The organism is Bradyrhizobium sp. CCGUVB23 (genome assembly GCF_024199885.1).
In the GTDB taxonomy this organism is placed as follows: Bacteria; Pseudomonadota; Alphaproteobacteria; order Rhizobiales; family Xanthobacteraceae; genus Bradyrhizobium.
Window position 1 is genome coordinate 9,565,729 of sequence record NZ_JANADQ010000001.1, and the last position, 16,344, is coordinate 9,582,072.

The 16,344-nt window shown below is 62.5% G+C and carries 14 protein-coding genes and 1 pseudogene; 11 read left to right on the forward strand and 4 right to left on the reverse strand.

Features of this window, described 5'->3' with window-relative positions:
- Positions 1 to 73 precede the first annotated feature (73 nt).
- Genes NLN62_RS44960 through NLN62_RS44970 form a run of 3 tightly spaced genes read left to right on the forward strand, consistent with a single transcriptional unit; the run spans position 74 to position 3,533 of the window.
- Positions 74 to 1,024, forward strand: coding sequence for an ABC transporter permease (locus tag NLN62_RS44960; RefSeq protein ID WP_254113008.1), 951 nt, complete (start codon positions 74 to 76; stop codon positions 1,022 to 1,024).
- Positions 1,021 to 1,875, forward strand: coding sequence for an ABC transporter permease (locus NLN62_RS44965; RefSeq protein WP_254113009.1), 855 nt, complete (start codon positions 1,021 to 1,023; stop codon positions 1,873 to 1,875). Before NLN62_RS44960 ends, NLN62_RS44965 begins: the two co-directional genes overlap by 4 nt.
- Positions 1,872 to 3,533: an ABC transporter ATP-binding protein gene (locus NLN62_RS44970; protein ID WP_254113010.1), complete on the forward strand. Its 1,662-nt coding sequence runs from the start codon at positions 1,872 to 1,874 to the stop codon at positions 3,531 to 3,533. The genes NLN62_RS44965 and NLN62_RS44970 overlap by 4 nt, the downstream gene beginning before the upstream one ends.
- A gap of 21 nt (positions 3,534 to 3,554) precedes the next feature.
- Here the strand turns inward: NLN62_RS44970 and NLN62_RS44975 are convergent, their stop codons facing one another.
- The gene (locus NLN62_RS44975; protein WP_027526182.1) at positions 3,555 to 4,031 is read right to left on the reverse strand and encodes an Lrp/AsnC family transcriptional regulator; all 477 of its coding nucleotides are present in this window, start codon (positions 4,029 to 4,031) and stop codon (positions 3,555 to 3,557) included.
- 235 nt (positions 4,032 to 4,266) lie between these two features.
- Here NLN62_RS44975 and NLN62_RS44980 point away from each other — a divergent pair, with 235 nt between their 5' ends.
- Complete coding sequence (locus tag NLN62_RS44980; protein ID WP_254113011.1) at positions 4,267 to 5,592, forward strand: FAD-binding oxidoreductase; 1,326 nt, start codon at positions 4,267 to 4,269, stop codon at positions 5,590 to 5,592.
- Between the two features lie 95 nt (positions 5,593 to 5,687).
- Positions 5,688 to 6,635 carry a catalase family peroxidase gene (locus NLN62_RS44985; RefSeq protein WP_254113012.1) on the forward strand — a complete coding sequence of 316 codons (948 nt, stop codon included), beginning with the start codon at positions 5,688 to 5,690 and terminating at the stop codon, positions 6,633 to 6,635.
- A gap of 27 nt (positions 6,636 to 6,662) precedes the next feature.
- On the opposite strand, the gene NLN62_RS44990 is transcribed toward NLN62_RS44985, so the two are convergent.
- Together NLN62_RS44990 and NLN62_RS44995 are read right to left on the reverse strand one after the other, a co-directional pair.
- Entirely contained in the window at positions 6,663 to 7,592 is a 930-nt protein-coding gene (locus NLN62_RS44990) for an AraC family transcriptional regulator (RefSeq protein ID WP_027526179.1), read from the reverse strand.
- A gap of 12 nt (positions 7,593 to 7,604) precedes the next feature.
- Positions 7,605 to 8,534: an AraC family transcriptional regulator gene (locus NLN62_RS44995; protein ID WP_254113863.1), complete on the reverse strand. Its 930-nt coding sequence runs from the start codon at positions 8,532 to 8,534 to the stop codon at positions 7,605 to 7,607.
- Between the two features lie 498 nt (positions 8,535 to 9,032).
- Here NLN62_RS44995 and NLN62_RS45000 point away from each other — a divergent pair, with 498 nt between their 5' ends.
- Positions 9,033 to 9,992 (forward strand): AraC family transcriptional regulator, encoded by a 960-nt coding sequence (locus NLN62_RS45000; RefSeq protein WP_254113013.1) that lies wholly within the window; start codon positions 9,033 to 9,035, stop codon positions 9,990 to 9,992.
- 5 nt (positions 9,993 to 9,997) lie between these two features.
- Here the strand turns inward: NLN62_RS45000 and NLN62_RS45005 are convergent.
- Positions 9,998 to 11,561, reverse strand: a pseudogene (locus NLN62_RS45005) (winged helix-turn-helix domain-containing tetratricopeptide repeat protein); the annotation flags it as partial.
- A gap of 144 nt (positions 11,562 to 11,705) precedes the next feature.
- Here NLN62_RS45005 and NLN62_RS45010 point away from each other — a divergent pair.
- The 5 genes from NLN62_RS45010 to NLN62_RS45030 all read left to right on the forward strand — a co-directional run bounded on the left by NLN62_RS45010 (position 11,706) and on the right by NLN62_RS45030 (position 16,312).
- Positions 11,706 to 12,476 (forward strand): SDR family oxidoreductase, encoded by a 771-nt coding sequence (locus NLN62_RS45010; protein ID WP_254113014.1) that lies wholly within the window; start codon positions 11,706 to 11,708, stop codon positions 12,474 to 12,476.
- 137 nt (positions 12,477 to 12,613) lie between these two features.
- On the forward strand, positions 12,614 to 12,910 hold the full coding sequence (locus NLN62_RS45015; protein WP_027526176.1) for a hypothetical protein: 297 nt from the start codon (positions 12,614 to 12,616) through the stop codon (positions 12,908 to 12,910).
- Between the two features lie 109 nt (positions 12,911 to 13,019).
- On the forward strand, positions 13,020 to 14,225 hold the full coding sequence (locus NLN62_RS45020) for an NAD(P)/FAD-dependent oxidoreductase (RefSeq protein WP_027526175.1): 1,206 nt from the start codon (positions 13,020 to 13,022) through the stop codon (positions 14,223 to 14,225).
- Positions 14,226 to 14,303: 78 nt separating this feature from the next.
- Complete coding sequence (locus tag NLN62_RS45025; RefSeq protein WP_027526174.1) at positions 14,304 to 15,104, forward strand: acetoacetate decarboxylase; 801 nt, start codon at positions 14,304 to 14,306, stop codon at positions 15,102 to 15,104.
- A 32-nt stretch (positions 15,105 to 15,136) separates the two neighbouring features.
- Entirely contained in the window at positions 15,137 to 16,312 is a 1,176-nt protein-coding gene (locus NLN62_RS45030; RefSeq protein ID WP_254113015.1) for a patatin-like phospholipase family protein, read from the forward strand.
- Positions 16,313 to 16,344: the final 32 nt, after the last annotated feature.

Sequence of the window (16,344 nt, forward strand, 5' to 3'; positions counted from 1 at the left end):
CGAGGTGCATGCTCTGGCTCCCGACATCGGAACCATGGGCTGAACAAACCCGGCGTGGTGCGGGAGCGCGAGCGTGAGAAGACAAGTTACGTCACTTGTGGTGAAGCGGCTTCTCATCGCCTTGATTACGCTCGTGATCGTTTCCTTTGCCGTCTTCTTTGCCACCGCACTTTTGCCCGGCGATACAGCCACGATCCTGCTCGGGCAGTCCGCGACGCCCGAAGCCGTCGATGGTTTGCGCAAGGCCATGCATCTCAATGATCCCGCGATCATCCGATTCCTGAGATGGATGGCCGGGCTCGTCCAGGGCGATTTCGGCACGTCTTATGCAAATAACGTTCCGGTCGCCAATCTGATACGCGGACGGTTCGCCAACACGATGATGCTTGCAGGACTGACCGCCTCGATCGCCGTGCCGCTCGCCCTGACGCTTGGCATCACCGCCGCAATGTGGCGCGGAACCCTTTACGACCGCATCGTGACAGTTGCGACCATCGGCATCATCTCGGTGCCGGAGTTCATGATCGCAACCCTCGCGGTGCTGCTTTTCGCAGTCTACCTCAAATGGCTGCCGGCACTGTCTTTCACCAACGAGGTCAAGTCGTTCTATGACCTGATGCGGACCTACGCAATGCCGGTCGTAACGCTCACATTCGGCGTTTCGGCACAGATGATCCGCATGACGCGCGCCGCCGTGGTCGAGACGTTGAACACGCCCTATGTCGAGATGGCTCTCCTCAAGGGCGCTTCGCGCCCCCGGCTGGTGCTGAGGCATGCACTGCCCAATGCGCTTGGTCCCATCGTCAATTCGGTCGCACTATCGCTATCGTATTTGCTCGGCGGCGTGATCATCGTGGAGACCATCTTCAACTATCCCGGCATCGCCAAGCTGATGGTCGATGCCGTTTCGACCCGCGACCTGCCGCTGATCCAGACATGCGCGATGATCTTCTGCCTGGGTTACCTGGCATTGATCACGGCCGCCGACATCATCGCCGTCCTGTCCAATCCGAGGCTGCGATGACGAGAGCGACTTTGTCCGGCCGGTTCGGAATGCGATTGGGCTATCGCTTCAATCTCATAGGCATGTCGGCGCTGAGCATCATTCTTCTCTGGAGCGGCGTCGCCCTTTTCGCCCCGCAGATCATCCCGCATTCGGTTGGCGAGATCGTCGATACCGACTATTTCGGGCCTATGAGCCGAGACCTGTGGTTTGGCTCGGACTATCTCGGCCGGGATATCTTTTCGCGCATCCTGATGGGAACACGCTACACACTCGGCATCTCGCTTGCCGCCGTCTCCATCGCCTGTTTCAGCGGCGTCGCACTCGGCATGACTGCAGCGGTCGCCGGCGGGTGGTTCGACAGCATGTTGAGCCGGTTTCTCGATGCGCTCAACTCAATTCCAAGCAAGCTGTTCGGCCTTGTCGTGGTCGCCGCGGTGGGCTCGTCGATCCCGGCGCTGATTGCGACGCTCTCGGTGATCTACACCCCGGGAGCTTACCGCTTCGCCCGCGCTCTTGCCGTCAATGTCAACACGATGGATTTCATGGCGGTCGCCCGCATTCGAGGCGAAGGCCTGCCCTATCTCATCGCATCCGAGATCCTTCCCAACATTCTCGGTCCCGTGCTTGCCGACCTCGGCCTGCGCTTCGTCTTTATCGTGCTCCTGCTCTCTGGCCTGTCCTTTCTAGGTCTCGGCGTGCAACCACCCTACGCCGACTGGGGAGCGCTGGTCCGCGAGAATATCGGTGGCCTGCCCTTTGGCGCACCGGCGGTGATCTTCCCTTCGCTCGCCATCGCAAGTCTCACGATTAGCGTCAACCTTCTGATCGACAACCTGCCGAGCAGGATTCGCGACCGGAGCGCCGAATGACCGGAAACCTCGTCGAGATCCGCAATCTCAGGGTTGAGGCAACGACCGACGCAGACAGACGGGTCGAGATCATCAAGGGCGTCAGCCTCGACATCGCCGAGGGCGAGATCGTCGCCCTCATCGGCGAGAGCGGCTCGGGCAAAACCACGATTGCCATGACGCTGATGGGCTACACCCGGCAAGGCTGCGCAATCACCGGCGGCGAAGTACACCTCGCTGGCGTCGACATGGTGAAGCTCTCGGAAGCGGAACGCGCGGGCATTCGCGGGACGAGGGTCGCCTACGTGCCGCAGAGCGCTGCGGCCGCCTTCAATCCTGCACTCACCATCATGGATCAGGTCATCGAGGTGGCGCGCATCCACAAGCTGATGTCGACCGCAGAGGCACACGCGAAAGCCCTTTCGCTGTTCAAAGCACTGTCGCTGCCGGAGCCGGAAACGATCGGCAACCGCTATCCGCACCAGGTCTCGGGCGGCCAGTTGCAGCGCCTCGCCGCCGCGATGGCCCTGATCGGCCAACCGAAGGTCGTCATCTTCGACGAGCCCACCACGGCGCTCGATGTCACGACCCAGGTTGAGGTGCTGCGCGCGTTCAAGGCTGTCACGGCGCAGCACAACATCGCCGGCGTCTACGTCTCGCATGATCTGGCCGTCGTCGCCCAGATCGCCGACAGGATCGTCGTGCTCAAAGACGGCACGGTCCAGGAAACGGGCACGACCAGCGAAATCCTCGAGGAGGCCCGGCACCCCTATACAAGGGAACTGCTGGCCGCGTTCAGGCCGAAGGCACAACAGCGCGGGCCTGAACACGAGGACGCGACCGACGGTCACCTGCTTCAGGTCGACAATCTGACAGTCGGCTACGGCCCTCGTCGGCGCGATGGACAACCGTTGATCAGCGCCGTCCAGGCAGTCAGCCTCAAGCTGGATCGTGGGCGCAATCTCGGCATTATCGGCGAGTCCGGCTGTGGCAAGTCAACGCTTGCCCGGGCCATTGCCGGGATCCTGCCGGCCCATGCGGGCGACATCATCTTCGATGGGCGCGAATTGGGGAAAGCCGGCCGCGGCCGTACCCGCAACGAACTCCGCAAGATTCAGATCGTGTTCCAGCACGCTGACACAGCGCTCAACCCCGCGAAGTCGGTGGAAGACATCTTGAGACGTCCCCTCACCTTCTACCACGGCATGAAGGGCAAAGCGCGCGATGCGCGCGTCAGCGAGCTTCTTGATCTGGTCCATCTCCCCAAATCGGTGCGCCATCGATTGCCAGGAGAACTTTCAGGCGGTCAAAAGCAGCGGGTGAACTTTGCTCGAGCGCTCGCTGCCGAGCCGACGCTCATCCTGTGCGACGAGATCACGTCGGCTCTCGATACGGTCGTGGCGGCCGCGGTGGTCGAGCTCCTGAAGGAGTTGCAGCGCGAGCTCGGCCTCTCCTACATCTTCATCAGCCATGACCTGTCGGTCGTAGAGGCAATCTGCGACGAGATCATCGTGATGTATCGCGGCCAGAAGGTCGAGGAGATCACGCCGAACCGGTTGGCGGCACCGCAGCACCCTTATACGCGGCTGCTGTTCTCTTCGGTCCCCAAACTCGATCCCACCTGGCTCGACAATCTGAAGCAGAACGCCGAAGAGGTGCGGGCCTATTGCCACCAGTAGTGGCGCTGGCGCAGCCGGCAATCAGGCAGGAAAGAGGCTGGTCAGCGGCATCTGCGAGCGCACGATGGGCGACTTCAGGACGACGAAGCTGAAATATTTGTCGATGCCGATATCCATGTCCGTCAGGCGTTCCATGATCGTCTGGTACTCGCCGATGCTGGCGGTGACGAACTTCAGCATGTAATCGTAACCGCCGGAGACGAGATGGCATTCGATCAGCTGATCGACCTTGTCGACCGCCGCCAGGAAGCGGGCGAAGTCGATTTGCCGATGGTTTTTCAACGTAACCTCCGTGAACACGGTCAGCGTCTGTCCGAGCTTGCGCACGTTGATCTGGGCCGAGTAGCCCTCGATGTAGCCCTCGCTCTGCAGTCTCTTCACACGCATGAGACATGGGCTCGGCGACAGGTTGACCAACTCGGCGAGCTCGACATTTGTGATGCGACCGTTCTTCTGGAGTTCGTGGAGGATCTTGATGTCGATCCGGTCCAGCTTCATTGACGATCCTCCATTGAGCACGCGCCGGAAGGCGCAGCATAAAATTTGGTACAATGAGCCAAAAGCCCACCTATCCTGTATCCGTTGGCCACCGCCGGCGTCATATCATTCAGGTAGAATGCCGTTTTGCAGGATAATGAGAATACAGCACAAAATGCTGGGCTGCCATCGAATCCAGCGCCGTTCGCGCCGATGCGCGACTTACGATGCGGCGAGCGAAATCTAGGACGTCAGGATGCCTGCGCCACTCTGCCACATCGAGACCTCGCCGGATCTTCCCCACAGCGCCGACGTGGTGGTCATTGGAGGCGGCATTATCGGGGTGTTTGCCGCCTACTATCTCACCCTGCGAGGCCTCAGCGTCGCTCTCGTGGAGAAGGGGCGGATCGGGGCCGAGCAATCCAGCCGAAACTGGGGCTGGTGCCGCCAGCAAAACCGCGATGCGCGAGAATTGCCGATCGCAACCAAGAGCCTGGACCTGTGGGAGAGCTTTGGCGCCGAAAGCGGCGAGAGCACCGGCTTCTCTCGCTGCGGCCTCCTGTACCTCAGCAACGATGAGGCGGAGCTCGACGGCTGGGCGCGCTGGCGCGACTTCGCCCGTACGGCCGGCGTGACCACGCACATGCTCGATGCGACCGAGGCGACGCGGCGCGGCGCGGCGACGGGCCGCGCCTGGAAGGGCGGCGTCTTCTCGCCAACCGACGGCACCGCCGATCCCGCCAATGCAGCGCCGGCGGTCGCGCGGGCGATCCTCAGGCGTGGAGGTTCGGTGCGCCAGATGTGCGCGGCTCGCGGGCTGGAGACCCAGGGCGGCCGGATCAGCGCGGTCGTGACGGAGCACGGCACGATTCGCACGCGTGTCGCGATACTGGCAGGCGGCGCGTGGTCCTCGTCCTTCTGCCACCAGGCCGGCATCCGCCTTCCGCTCGCCTCGATCCGCTCGTCCATTCTCTCCGTCTCGGCAGGCACGAAGGGTCTGCCGGACGCGCTCCACACCGCCGCCGTTTCGGTGACGAAACGCGGCGACGGCGGATACACGCTCGCCATCAGCGGTCGCGGACGCGTCGATCCAACCGCGCAGCAGTTCCGCTTCGCCGCGCAATTCCTGCCGATGTTCGCGCGGCGCTTTCGCAGTCTGCTCCCCGGCGACCTCGAGGGTGTGAGGTCGGGGCACGAAACGCTCCGCCGTTGGCGCGCGGGCGGCCCGACGCCGATGGAACGCGTTCGCATCCTCGATCCCACGCCCGATCAAAGCACGATCGAACTCACGCATCGGCGCGCCCTCGAATTGTTACCGGCACTGAAGGACACGAAGATCACCGCCACGTGGGGCGGCTACATCGACTCGACACCCGATGGCGTGCCGGTCATCGGAGAAGCGTCCGGCCTGCCTGGGTTGATATTGGCGGCGGGCTTCAGCGGCCACGGCTTTGGTATCGGCCCAGCATCCGGGCACCTCGTCGCGGACTTGGTGACCGGCGCGGCGCCGATCGTCGATCCCAGACCCTACCGGGCCGAGCGCTTCGCCGGATTTACGGTCGGCAAGGTTTCGGACTTTTAGGGATTGGCAACGACGCGTCGCGATAGCAGCAACCGCTCTACAAGTGCCGCAATCGCTCTGGCGCAACGAAATACCAGGTTCGCTAGATCGTTGCGATGTCAACCAAAGACCCCGCGAAGTCCCAGTTCCCGACCGGCAGCGCCGCGCCCGCGTCGATCGTCGACGCCCTGAAAGCGGTAGCTGGTGATCCACCAAAGGTACGCGCGAGCTTTGCCAAGGGCCAATGCGTCCATGGCGCTTATATCCCGTCGGATCAGGCGGAGGAGATTACGAAATCCCAGAGCTTCACTAGACCATCGCGCGTACTGGCGCGCTTCTCGGTCGGCAGCGGCAATCCCAGGGTTGCGGATACCGACAAGCTCGCGCTGCGCGGCTTCAGTTTCAGGCTCGGGAACGTTGATCATCGATCCGACATTCTCACGCAGAGCGCTCCGGTGCATTATGCAAGGACGCTCGACCAGATGCTGGCGTTCCTCGACGCGAGCATTCCGGGAGAGGACGGCAAGCCGGATATGGAGAGAATCAGCGCATTCGCCGCCGCCAATCCCGAAACGCAGCATCAGGCCGATTACATCGCCGCGCGCCCGCTGCCGGCGAGCTTTGCTGGAACAACCTACTGGGGCGTGCACGCCTTTCCCGCGACGAATTCGATGGGGGAGACTCGGTTCATCAAGTTCAAGGTCACGCCGGTCGGCGGAGACATCGCGCTGGCGGAGGACGAAGCCAAGGCGAAGTCTGCGGATTTTTTGCACGAAGATCTCGAACATCGGATCGCCGCAGGCGATGCCCGCTTCAGCGTGATGGCCCTGCTCGATCGTCCCGGGGATCCCACTATGGACGCGACCATCCGTTGGCCAGACGAAGACAGACGGGAGGCGCTGCGGTTGGGAACAATCGTCATCACAGCTATCGATCCAAACGAAGCGTGCGACGCCTTCTTCTTCGATCCGGCAAATCTCGCCGAAGGCATCGGTCATCCGCCGGACGAGATCTTCGCGGCGCGCAGCGCTGCCTACGCTATCTCGTTTGCGAGGCGTCGTTGATCGAGCGAGCCCCCTGATGGCCGCGGACTATGTATCGTCTTCCGGCGCGCCCAGTGTTTCGCGGCGCCACACGCCTGGGCTGACGCCGACCGCGGCCGAAAATACCTTCGTGAAGTGGCTTTGATTGGCAAACCCGGCCGATAGTGCAATCTCGGCCAGCGGCAGCTCGCGTACAGTCATCAACTGCTTGGCCGCCTTCACGCGCTGGCGCAGCAGCCATTGGTGCGGCGGCAAACCAGCCGAAACCCGAAATGCACGTGAAAAATGGCTGACGGAGAGACCGAACTCGGCCGCGATCTGCTGCAACGAAAGCTGCCCGCCGAGATCGGATTCGAGTTTTTCGCAGGCGCGCTTCACTTGCCACGCAGCGAGACCGCCGCGGCTCGACACGGTGATGCGCTCCAGTCCGCCATAGGCCTGCGCGATGTGCGCCGTGAACGCGAGCATCATGTGATCGATGAAAAGCTGGTTGGCCTCGGCCGGCCGACGCAGCCCTTCCAACAGCGATGCTCCGATATGACGCATGACCTTGTCGTCATGGCCGAAGCCGAACTGACAAGCGAGATCGCCAACACGCCGTGTACGGGATTCTTTAGCGATGGTGTCGAGCGCTGAACGCGGAAGATAAAACTGGAGGGAATGGAAGGGCTTGTTGATGATAAAGCCCGGATCGCTCCTGAGGTCGTACAGATACGTTGTACCGGGTCTGACATCCGTCTTCGTGACGCACTTGCCGTGATCCCAGAGTTCGCAGTCCGGGTAATTGCGAAGCTTCAGGCTGACGAGATAGGCCTCATCGGCCACTGAGCCGGAACGGCCTGGCACGGGGGTATCATCCTGGGTTTCGGTGACCGCGAGATCGACGCCGCGCATTGAACGCGTGATCAGCGAGGGCGGTGCATCCCTCAGGCGCAACTGCTGCCTGACCCTTTCTCCGAAGGTGCTCGCCTGTGCCATAGGCGTGGTCCCTTAGGTTTCGCTTCCTGTTGCACCAAACGCTTCGCGGCGCCACACGCCTGGGCTGACACCGACCGCGGCCGAGAATACCCGCGTGAAGTGGCTTTGATTGGCAAACCCGACCGAAACTGCGATTTCGGCCAGCGGCAGATCGCGGACAGTCATCAACTGCTTGGCCGCTTTCACGCGCCGATGGAGCAGCCATTGATGCGGCGGCAGTCCGGTGGAGAATCGAAACGCGCGCGAAAAATGACTGACCGAGAGGTCAAACTCGGCCGCGATTTGTTGCAATGAAATCGTCCCGCCGAGGTCAGACTCGAGCCTTTCGCAGGCTCGCTTCACCTGCCACGGCGCAAGACCGCCGCGAGCCAGCTCGCCGGTTCGCCTCAGCCCGCCATAAGCCTGGGCGACATGCGCGGTAAGCGCAAGCATCATGTGATCGATGAAAAGCTGGTTGGCCTCGGCCGGCCGACGCAGTCCCTCCAGCAGCGACGCGCCAACATGACGGACGACCGTGTCGTCGTGTCCGACGCCGGGCTGATAGTCAAGTTCGCCGACGCGTGGAGCGCCGCTCTGTTTGGCCATGTCGTCGAGCGCCGAGCGCGGCAGATAGAAAAAGACGGAGTGGAACGGCTTGTCAATTACGTAGCGTGGATCGCGCTTCAGGTCATAAAGATAGGTTGCGCCGGCGCGGACATCCGTCTTGATGACGCACCGACCCCGTTCCCAACATTCGCAGTCGGGGTAGTCGCGAAACTTGAGGCTTACGAGATAGGCATCCTCGGCGGGAAAGGGGCCGGAAAGATCGCACACCGGATCGTCATTCCGGGTTTCGGTGACCGCGAGCTCGGCGCTGCGCAGCGAATGCGTTATCAGCGAGGGCGCCTCCTTCAAAAACAAGGGCCGCCCGAGCCTCTGTCCGTAGACCCCCGCTTGTGGCATATGTGTCAATCTCATCCAGTGGAATTTGACCTGGCGGGCCATTGCTGCGCCCGACCAGATCGAGAATGCATTATCGGAGGTAGGCGAGCACCCGTCCAGACTAGCTCGTCAACTGACAGGTGTGTCGGCCGAGTCCCCGATTAATTCTCGGCAGGACGATTTTTCAAAGCGATTCCAACGCAATTGGCGCTCGTCTCGCCAGGTTCCACAAGATCACTCTCGGGTTCCATCGTGCGTTTGTGAAGCCGGCACTTCCAAGCCTTCCCGCATTGACCACGCCGACCGCCGCATCCGCCGCTCGAATAGGCTTTGAGCAGAATCAGGCAAAGCACGCCCGGTTTGGAAAAGACCCCGTAGTTCTCCGCGCCTAGAACGCGATCGAAAGGTCGCGGCGCTTAGGCGCATCGATACGGGCAGACAGGAAGCATCGGCTTCGTAACAGCCCGCAAGTTACGCCGAGCAGCGCGAGTGTCGGCCCCACAAACGCGAGCATACGCCATGAACAAGCCGATCTTGAATGATCCTTTGCAAGCGCTGCTGGTGGCACCCGAGACGCACCAGAGCGAATTGCCGGGCGCCAACCGGCGTCCCGCGGATATGGAAATGGCGCGCGTCCTCAAGACCGCGCCGCTCCGCATGGCTTCCGATGCGTCGAATGGCGCTATCGCCCATTGGAAGCATGGAGCTCTGCACGACGTGGTCGAGCCAATGGCTGACCACGTCATCATGACCTATCCCACGGGCGTACAGCGACTGGAGCGGCGCACCGGGAAATCGATCGCCATTGGCACGGCGCGTTCCGGCGTGGTGACGATCATTCCGGCCGGCTCAAGCGCGCGATGGGACATTCCCGGGCTTGTCGACGTGGTCCAGCTTTATCTGCCGCACACGACGCTTGAGCGGATTGCGCATGAAGCCGACAAAGCCGAACCGGGCGATCTCCTGGAGCGAACCGCACATCCCGACATGATCACATCCCGCCTGCTTATGAGTGCGTCGGACGCGCTGGACGGCAATGCGGCCCTGGATGCCCTGTTCAGGCATCAGCTTACGGATCTTCTGGCCACGCGCCTGCTCGCTGCGCACGCGGATACGCCAACCTCGTTCCAGCCAGTTGCAGGTGGGCTGTCACCGACAGTCCTGCGCCGCGCCATCGAGCGCCTGCGCTCCGATAGCGATGCGGACCTCTCTCTCTCCGCGCTTGCTTCGGATGCGGGGCTGTCGCGCTTTCACTTCTGCCGAGCCTTCAAGGAAAGCACTGGTCTTTCACCTCATGCCTGGATGCGCCAACACCGGCTCGAGCAGGCCATGAACATGCTGCGCGACACCGACACATCGATCGCCTTGGTGGCTGCAGAGCTTGGCTATGCCTCTCAAACGGCCTTCGCCGCAGCGTTCAGGCGATTGACCGGAGAAACGCCGAGCGATTGGCGGCGGCGCATGCGGTGCATGCAATGAGGTCGCTCCGGTAATCCCGCTTGACGCAAGCCGTCTTGGAAGCGGGCGAGATGCTCCGGTCGTCGGATCGGAATCCAGCCTTCGAGGCTGGAAACACGAAACTCGGGATTCAGCTTCTGCAAGTGCTCGACCGCGGTGCGCGCCTGCTCGGCACGACCGGCAAGCGCGTGGCTTGCGGCGATGATGGCCACCAGCACCAGGAAGCTGGGCAATTGCTTGAAGGACTGTTCTGCCCAGTACGAGGCCATGTCAAAGCGCCCCGCAAATAAATGCGACAGCGCTACGCCTGCCTGCATCCGGAACATCTCCGGATCCAGCGGGCTGAAACGCATCGCGCGCGCAAAGAATTCGATCGCAGCGTCGGGGTCCCCGTTCTCGGTTCTGAGAAAGCCTCCCAGGAACCAGGCCGACGCCAGGTTCGGGTTGAGCACAAGGGCCTTGTCCACCAGCGCGATCGCCCCCTCCACGTCGCCGGCAAGATGGGCAAGAGCATGTCCACCCCTGGTGAGCGCGACGGCATCGTCCTTGCCCAATTCCACCGCAAGGCGGGCCAATCGGAGGCCTTCGGCGATTTCCTGCTCTCGATCGGTCATCCAGCCGTTGACCTTTCGCCAGAAATGACACCACGCTGCCATTGCATGGGTGGAGGCAAACTCCGGATCGAGCTGCATGGCCTTGTAGAACAGGGGAAGCGCCTCGTCGATCGACTCGCGGGTCCCTCGATGCAGGTGGGGCATGGCACGCAAATAATTGTCGTATGCACTGAGGCTGCCAGTCGGTTTCCGTCTGGCGCGCTCGATCTCCGCTCGTTCGAGCTGGGAGGCGACTGCTCCGACGATGCTGTTCGCAATCTGATCCTGAAGCTCGAAAATGTCGTCGAGCGGCCCTTCGAACCTTTCCGCCCCACAGGTGGGTGCCGGTCGCGACGTCTACGAGTTGGCCCGTGATGCGAATGCGGTTCTCGGACTTGCGCACGCTGCCTTCGACGACGTAGCGGACGCCGAGCTCGCGCCCCACCTGCTTTTCGTCGACCGTCTTGCCCTTGTAGGTGAAGCTTGAATTGCGGGCGATCACGAACAGCCAGCGAATACGAGACAGCGCGGTGATCAAATCCTCGACGACGCCATCCGCAAAATAATCCTGCTCGACATCGCCACTGAGGTTCCGGAACGGCAGGACCGCGAGCGACGGGGACTCCGGCAAGGGCAGAGCAGGCGCCGGGATGTCCGGGGCAGTGATCGGGGTGCTGATGGGCAATTCGCGTTCTTCGATCTTGCCGACAAACCGAAGGCCTTTGCGCGAAACCGTCCTGATCAGGCGCTGCTCCTTGCCAGTGTCCCCGATCGCCTTGCGCACCGCGTTGATGTGACTGGTCAGCGTCGACTCGGAAACGATCCGTCCTTCCCAAACACTCTCGAGAAGGTCGTCTCTTGTCACAACCTGCTCCCGCTTCTGGATCAAGAAAAGCAACAGATCGAATACCTTAGGTCCGATCGTAATCAGTTCGGCGCCTCGCCTGAGCTCGCGCCGTCCGGCGTCCAAGCAATAATTTTCGAATGAGTACGGCACTTCTCGCACTCCGCTTGGACAAGAAGCCAAGGAATATCCAACCGCAATTCAGGGCGGCTGCAAGGATTTCCATCCCGCACGCGCGCACTCTCCCCTCGCGTTCAGGAAAACGCCATTGGTGTTCAGATAAATCGAGGGAAAGTGATGAAGATCGTCGTTATTGGTGGCACCGGCCTTATCGGAACCAAGCTTGCGGGCAAGCTCCGCGAGAAGGGCCACGAGGTGGTTCCAGCGGCACCCAGCACGGGCGTCAACACGATCACGGGCGAGGGTCTCGAAAAGGCCCTGTCGGCTGCGGAAATCGTCATCGACGTCGCGAACTCGCCCTCTTTCGAGGACGAGCCCGCTCTGAGCTTCTTCGAAAGTTCGGGCCGCAATCTGCTCGCTGCCGAGCGCGCCGCAGGCGTCCGGCACCATATCGCGCTGTCGATTGTTGGCACGGATCGGCTTCCGGAATGCGGTTACTTCCGTGCCAAGCTGGCGCAGGAGAACCTGATTAATGCGTGCAAGATCCCCTATACGGTCCTGCGCGCGACTCAGTTCTTCGAGTTTGTTGGCGGAATCGTCGAGTCCTCGTCCGATGGACAGATCGTCAGACTGTCGCCTGCCCTGTTTCAGCCGGTCGCCTCGGACGATGTCGCCGCCGCGCTCGCCGACATCACGCTCGGCGCTCCAGTCAACGGTTTGGTTGAGTTGGCAGGCCCGGAGCGGTTTAGCCTCGACGAATTCGGTCGGAAATATCTGATCGCGATGAAGGATCCGCGCAAAGTCGTCGCCGACATCCATGCCCGCTATTTCGGCGCGGAGCTCGATGATCAGTCTCTCATGCCTGGCAGTGGTCCCCGGCTCGGCTCAGTGCGTTTCGAGGACTGGCTGGCGAGGCTCCCGCAAGCGACCCGGCGTTCGGGCAATTGACCGGAGAAATACCGAGCGACTGGCGACGCTGCGGTAGCAGCAATCGCTCTGCAGGTGCCGCAATCGCTCTGGCGCAGTTGCAGCTCACTCCCGCTAAATCATCAGGGTCCCGAGACCCCAAGAGACGGAGACGAACGATGACCTCGAAGACCTTCGTCAGCCTCTTTGCAATCGCACCGCGACGCCGGCTGGTCGCAAGCGCAATCGTCTACGGACTGTCGTTGGCAGTTCGCTTCACCTCTGCAACGGGCGAGGAGGTGGAAATTCCACCGCAGTCCCTGCAGAGGACGACCCCGGCGATGTCCATCATCGCCAACGATAACGCGCCGCTTCCCTACGCCAACTGGGGTGGCCCGAACGCCACCGAGCCGATCTTCTTTCGCCGCCCCTGGCCGCTGCGGGCGTCATCGATGCCGAGCTGCCCCTCCCCTTAAGACCTAACGACTCCATTTCACGTCTTCGCGCGTCGACCACACGAAACCGCAACAGCAGCGGCGGCGGCAACGCGCGTATGCCCGAAGATCAACCACAGGAGAAGATCACATGCGAATAGTCATCATCGGCGCCGGCTTCGCCGGCATGTACGCCGCACTTTCCGCCGCCCGCCTGCGGGACATTCAGGGCGCTTCGCCGGAAGAACTCGAGATCGCGCTGGTTGCACCGGAGCCGACGCTGGTGATTCGGCCGCGGCTCTACGAAGCGAAGCCGGAAACCCTGACGGCGCCTCTGCTGGATGTTCTCAAGTCCATCGACGTTGTCTACGTGCAAGGCAGCGCCGAAACGGTCGATACCAAGTCCCGCATGCTGCAGGTCGCGACTGCCAAGGGCACGCGAAAGACGCTCTCCTATGACCGCCTGGTCGTGGCCACCGGCAGCCGGCTGTTCCGTCCGAATATTCCGGGCCTCGCCGAGCATGGCTTCAGTGTCGACTCGCTCGATGATGCCGTTGCGCTCGACCGGCATCTGCACAGCCTGGCGGATCGGCCGGCAAGAAACGGGCGCGACACCGTCGTCGTTGCCGGCGGCGGCTTCACCGGCATCGAAGCGGCGACCGAGATGCCTGCGCGGCTTCGCGCGATTCTCGGCAAGGATGCCAAGCCGCGCGTGATCATCGTCGAACGCAACGGTGCGATCGCTCCCGATATGGGCGCTGGCCCTCGTCCCATCATCGAGGATGCCCTGCGCAAGGTCGGCGTAGAGACCCGGGTCGGCGCTGGCGTTACCTCGCTCGATGAAACCGCTGTCACGCTTTCAAATGGCGAACGCATCGAAGCGGAAACCGTAGTCTGGGCGGCAGGCATTCGCGCCGCGCCATTGACCCAGCAGATCCCCGCCGAGCGCGACAATTTCGGCCGGCTGCTGGTTGATCAGGATCTGCGTGTGACATCGGTGCCTGGCGTCTTTGCCACCGGCGATGCCGCAAAGGCAGCGTGCGACGATGCCGGCAACTTTGCGCTGATGTCCTGCCAGCACGCCACCAGGATGGGCGCCTTCGCGGGCAACAACGCCGCCGCAGAGCTCCTGGGCGTCCCGACCAAGCCGTATCACCAGAAGGCCTACGTCACGTGCCTCGACCTCGGCGAAGCCGGCGCGCTCTTCACGCGAGGCTGGGAACGGAAAGTCGAGATCGTCGGCGAGGTTGCAAAGAAGACCAAGCACGAGATCAACACGGTGTGGATCTACCCGCCGCGCGCCGAGCGTGCCGCCGCGCTGGCGTCGGCCGATCCGGATCACGTCACCGAGGTCTGAGGGCCTCACGCGACACGGCCGCACTTCCCACGCAGAAGCGCGGCTCCCTCGCTATCGACCAAACTGGAGCTCACCACGATGAAACACGAGACCGTCCGCACGAGCGCGTTCGCCATGCCGTTGACGAACCCGGCCTTTCCACCCGGCCCCTATCGCTTCATCAATCGCGAGTACTTCATCATCCAGTACCGGACGGATCCCGAGGCGCTGCGCCGGATTGTACCGGCGCCACTCGAGCTGACCGAACCTGTGGTGAACTACGAGTTCATCCGCATGCCGGATTCAACTGGGTTTGGCGACTACACCGAAAGCGGCCAGGTCATCCCGGTATCCTATCAAGGTCAGGCCGGCAGCTTTACCCATCAGATGTTCCTCAACGATCATCCGCCCATCGCCGGCGGGCGTGAGCTGTGGGGCTTTCCCAAGAAGCTGGCGCAACCGAAGCTCGCGGTCGAGATCGATACCCTGGTCGGCACCCTGAACTACGGCTCGGTGCGCATCGCGACCGGCACCATGGGTTACAAGCACCGCGCCCTCGACATCGAAGCCGAGGCCAGGAAACTCGCCGCTCCCAATTTCCTGCTCAAGATCATCCCGCATGTCGACGGCTCGGCGCGCATCTGCGAGCTGGTCCGCTACCACCTCGAAGCGATCACCGTGAAAGGTGCTTGGACCGGGCCGGCAGCGCTGGACCTGTATTCGCACGCCCTGGCCCCCGTAGCCGAACTGCCCGTCCTCCAAGTGCTTTCGGCCAAGCACCTCATCGCCGACCTGACGCTCGGGCTTGGCACTGTCGTCCACGACTACCTGGCGCCGGGCGCTACCGCACAACGACGCGAGTCCAGGTCCGAGATCCTTATCGAAGCAAACGCAGGCTGATCGGATCAGCCGCAAGATCGGGAGTTTACGAGATGCTGAAGGTGATGCGCGAGCAAGTGAGTTCCGTGCCGCAGCCGTCCACGACGCTGCCATATGACGTCGTCGCCCTGGTGCTGCAGGGCGGCGGAGCTCTGGGAGCCTATCAGGCCGGAGTGTATGAGGGCCTGCACGAAGCCGGTATCAGGCCGAACTGGTTGGCCGGCATTTCGATCGGCGCGCTCAATGCGGCGATCATTGCCGGATCGCCGGAAGACCAACGGGTCGAGCGGCTACGCGAGTTCTGGGAGACTATCTGTGCGTGTCCGGTGGGATGGCCCGCCGGCGAAGGGCTAGCCAATGCCCTGCCATTCGCGTTCGATATGCGCTCGCTGCACAACGCGCTTGCCGCGATGAGGGCCTTATTCCAGGGGCAGCCCGGCTTCTTCAAGCCTCGATTCCCCGCGCCGTTCTGGTCGCCTTTTTCGGGTGATGCAGCGACCAGCTTCTACGACACCGCACCGTTGCAGCGGACGCTGGAGAAGCTCGTCGATTTCGATCGGCTGAACGCGGGCGAGGTACGCGTCAGCGTCGGCGCGGTCAACGTTCGCACCGGTAACCTGACCTACTTCGACACGACCGAACGTAAGCTGGGACCGAAGCATTTCATGGCTTCCGGCGCTTTGCCACCGGGGTTCCCTGCCGTCGAGATCGAAGGCGAACACTATTGGGATGGCGGCGTCGTCTGGAACACTCCTCTCTCACGCGTGCTGTCCAGCGAGCCGCGCGACACACTGACATTCCAGGTCGATCTCTGGTCTGCCAGGGGTCGTGTTCCCCACGACATGATGGAGGTGTCGAGCCGGCAGAAGGACATCCAATATTCGAGCCGTACGCGCGCCATCACGGACCAGGCGCTACGCATGCAGAAGATGCGTCAGGCGTTACAGCGGACGATCCAGGAGTTGCCGGAACGCGCGAAGCAGGATCCGGAAATCCGCGCCATCGCGGACATGGCCCGCCATCGCTCCTACAACATCGTCCACCTCATCTACCAGTCCAAAATCTACGAGGGCCAGTCAAAGGACTACGAGTTCGGGCTGAACGCAATGCGCGCGCATTGGCAAAGCGGTCTGGACGACATCCGCCGCACGCTGGCCGACCCACGCCGCCTGGACCCGCCCGCTCCCGAGCTCGGCATCATCACGCATGACGTCCACCGCCCCGATTGAGATCTAGCGTCCCCCCCGACTTCGGAGAGAAC

Coding starts and splice junctions, on each gene's coding strand:
- NLN62_RS45025 (WP_027526174.1), top strand. CDS start 14,304: ATGAAACACGAGACCGTCCGCACGAGCGCGTTCGCCATGCCGTTGACG.
- NLN62_RS44965 (WP_254113009.1), top strand. CDS start 1,021: ATGACGAGAGCGACTTTGTCCGGCCGGTTCGGAATGCGATTGGGCTAT.
- NLN62_RS44975 (WP_027526182.1), bottom strand. CDS start 4,031: ATGAAGCTGGACCGGATCGACATCAAGATCCTCCACGAACTCCAGAAG.
- NLN62_RS44990 (WP_027526179.1), bottom strand. CDS start 7,592: ATGGCACAGGCGAGCACCTTCGGAGAAAGGGTCAGGCAGCAGTTGCGC.
- NLN62_RS44985 (WP_254113012.1), top strand. CDS start 5,688: ATGTCAACCAAAGACCCCGCGAAGTCCCAGTTCCCGACCGGCAGCGCC.
- NLN62_RS44970 (WP_254113010.1), top strand. CDS start 1,872: ATGACCGGAAACCTCGTCGAGATCCGCAATCTCAGGGTTGAGGCAACG.
- NLN62_RS45020 (WP_027526175.1), top strand. CDS start 13,020: ATGCGAATAGTCATCATCGGCGCCGGCTTCGCCGGCATGTACGCCGCA.
- NLN62_RS45015 (WP_027526176.1), top strand. CDS start 12,614: ATGACCTCGAAGACCTTCGTCAGCCTCTTTGCAATCGCACCGCGACGC.
- NLN62_RS45000 (WP_254113013.1), top strand. CDS start 9,033: ATGAACAAGCCGATCTTGAATGATCCTTTGCAAGCGCTGCTGGTGGCA.
- NLN62_RS45010 (WP_254113014.1), top strand. CDS start 11,706: ATGAAGATCGTCGTTATTGGTGGCACCGGCCTTATCGGAACCAAGCTT.
- NLN62_RS44995 (WP_254113863.1), bottom strand. CDS start 8,534: ATGCCACAAGCGGGGGTCTACGGACAGAGGCTCGGGCGGCCCTTGTTT.
- NLN62_RS45030 (WP_254113015.1), top strand. CDS start 15,137: ATGCTGAAGGTGATGCGCGAGCAAGTGAGTTCCGTGCCGCAGCCGTCC.
- NLN62_RS44980 (WP_254113011.1), top strand. CDS start 4,267: ATGCCTGCGCCACTCTGCCACATCGAGACCTCGCCGGATCTTCCCCAC.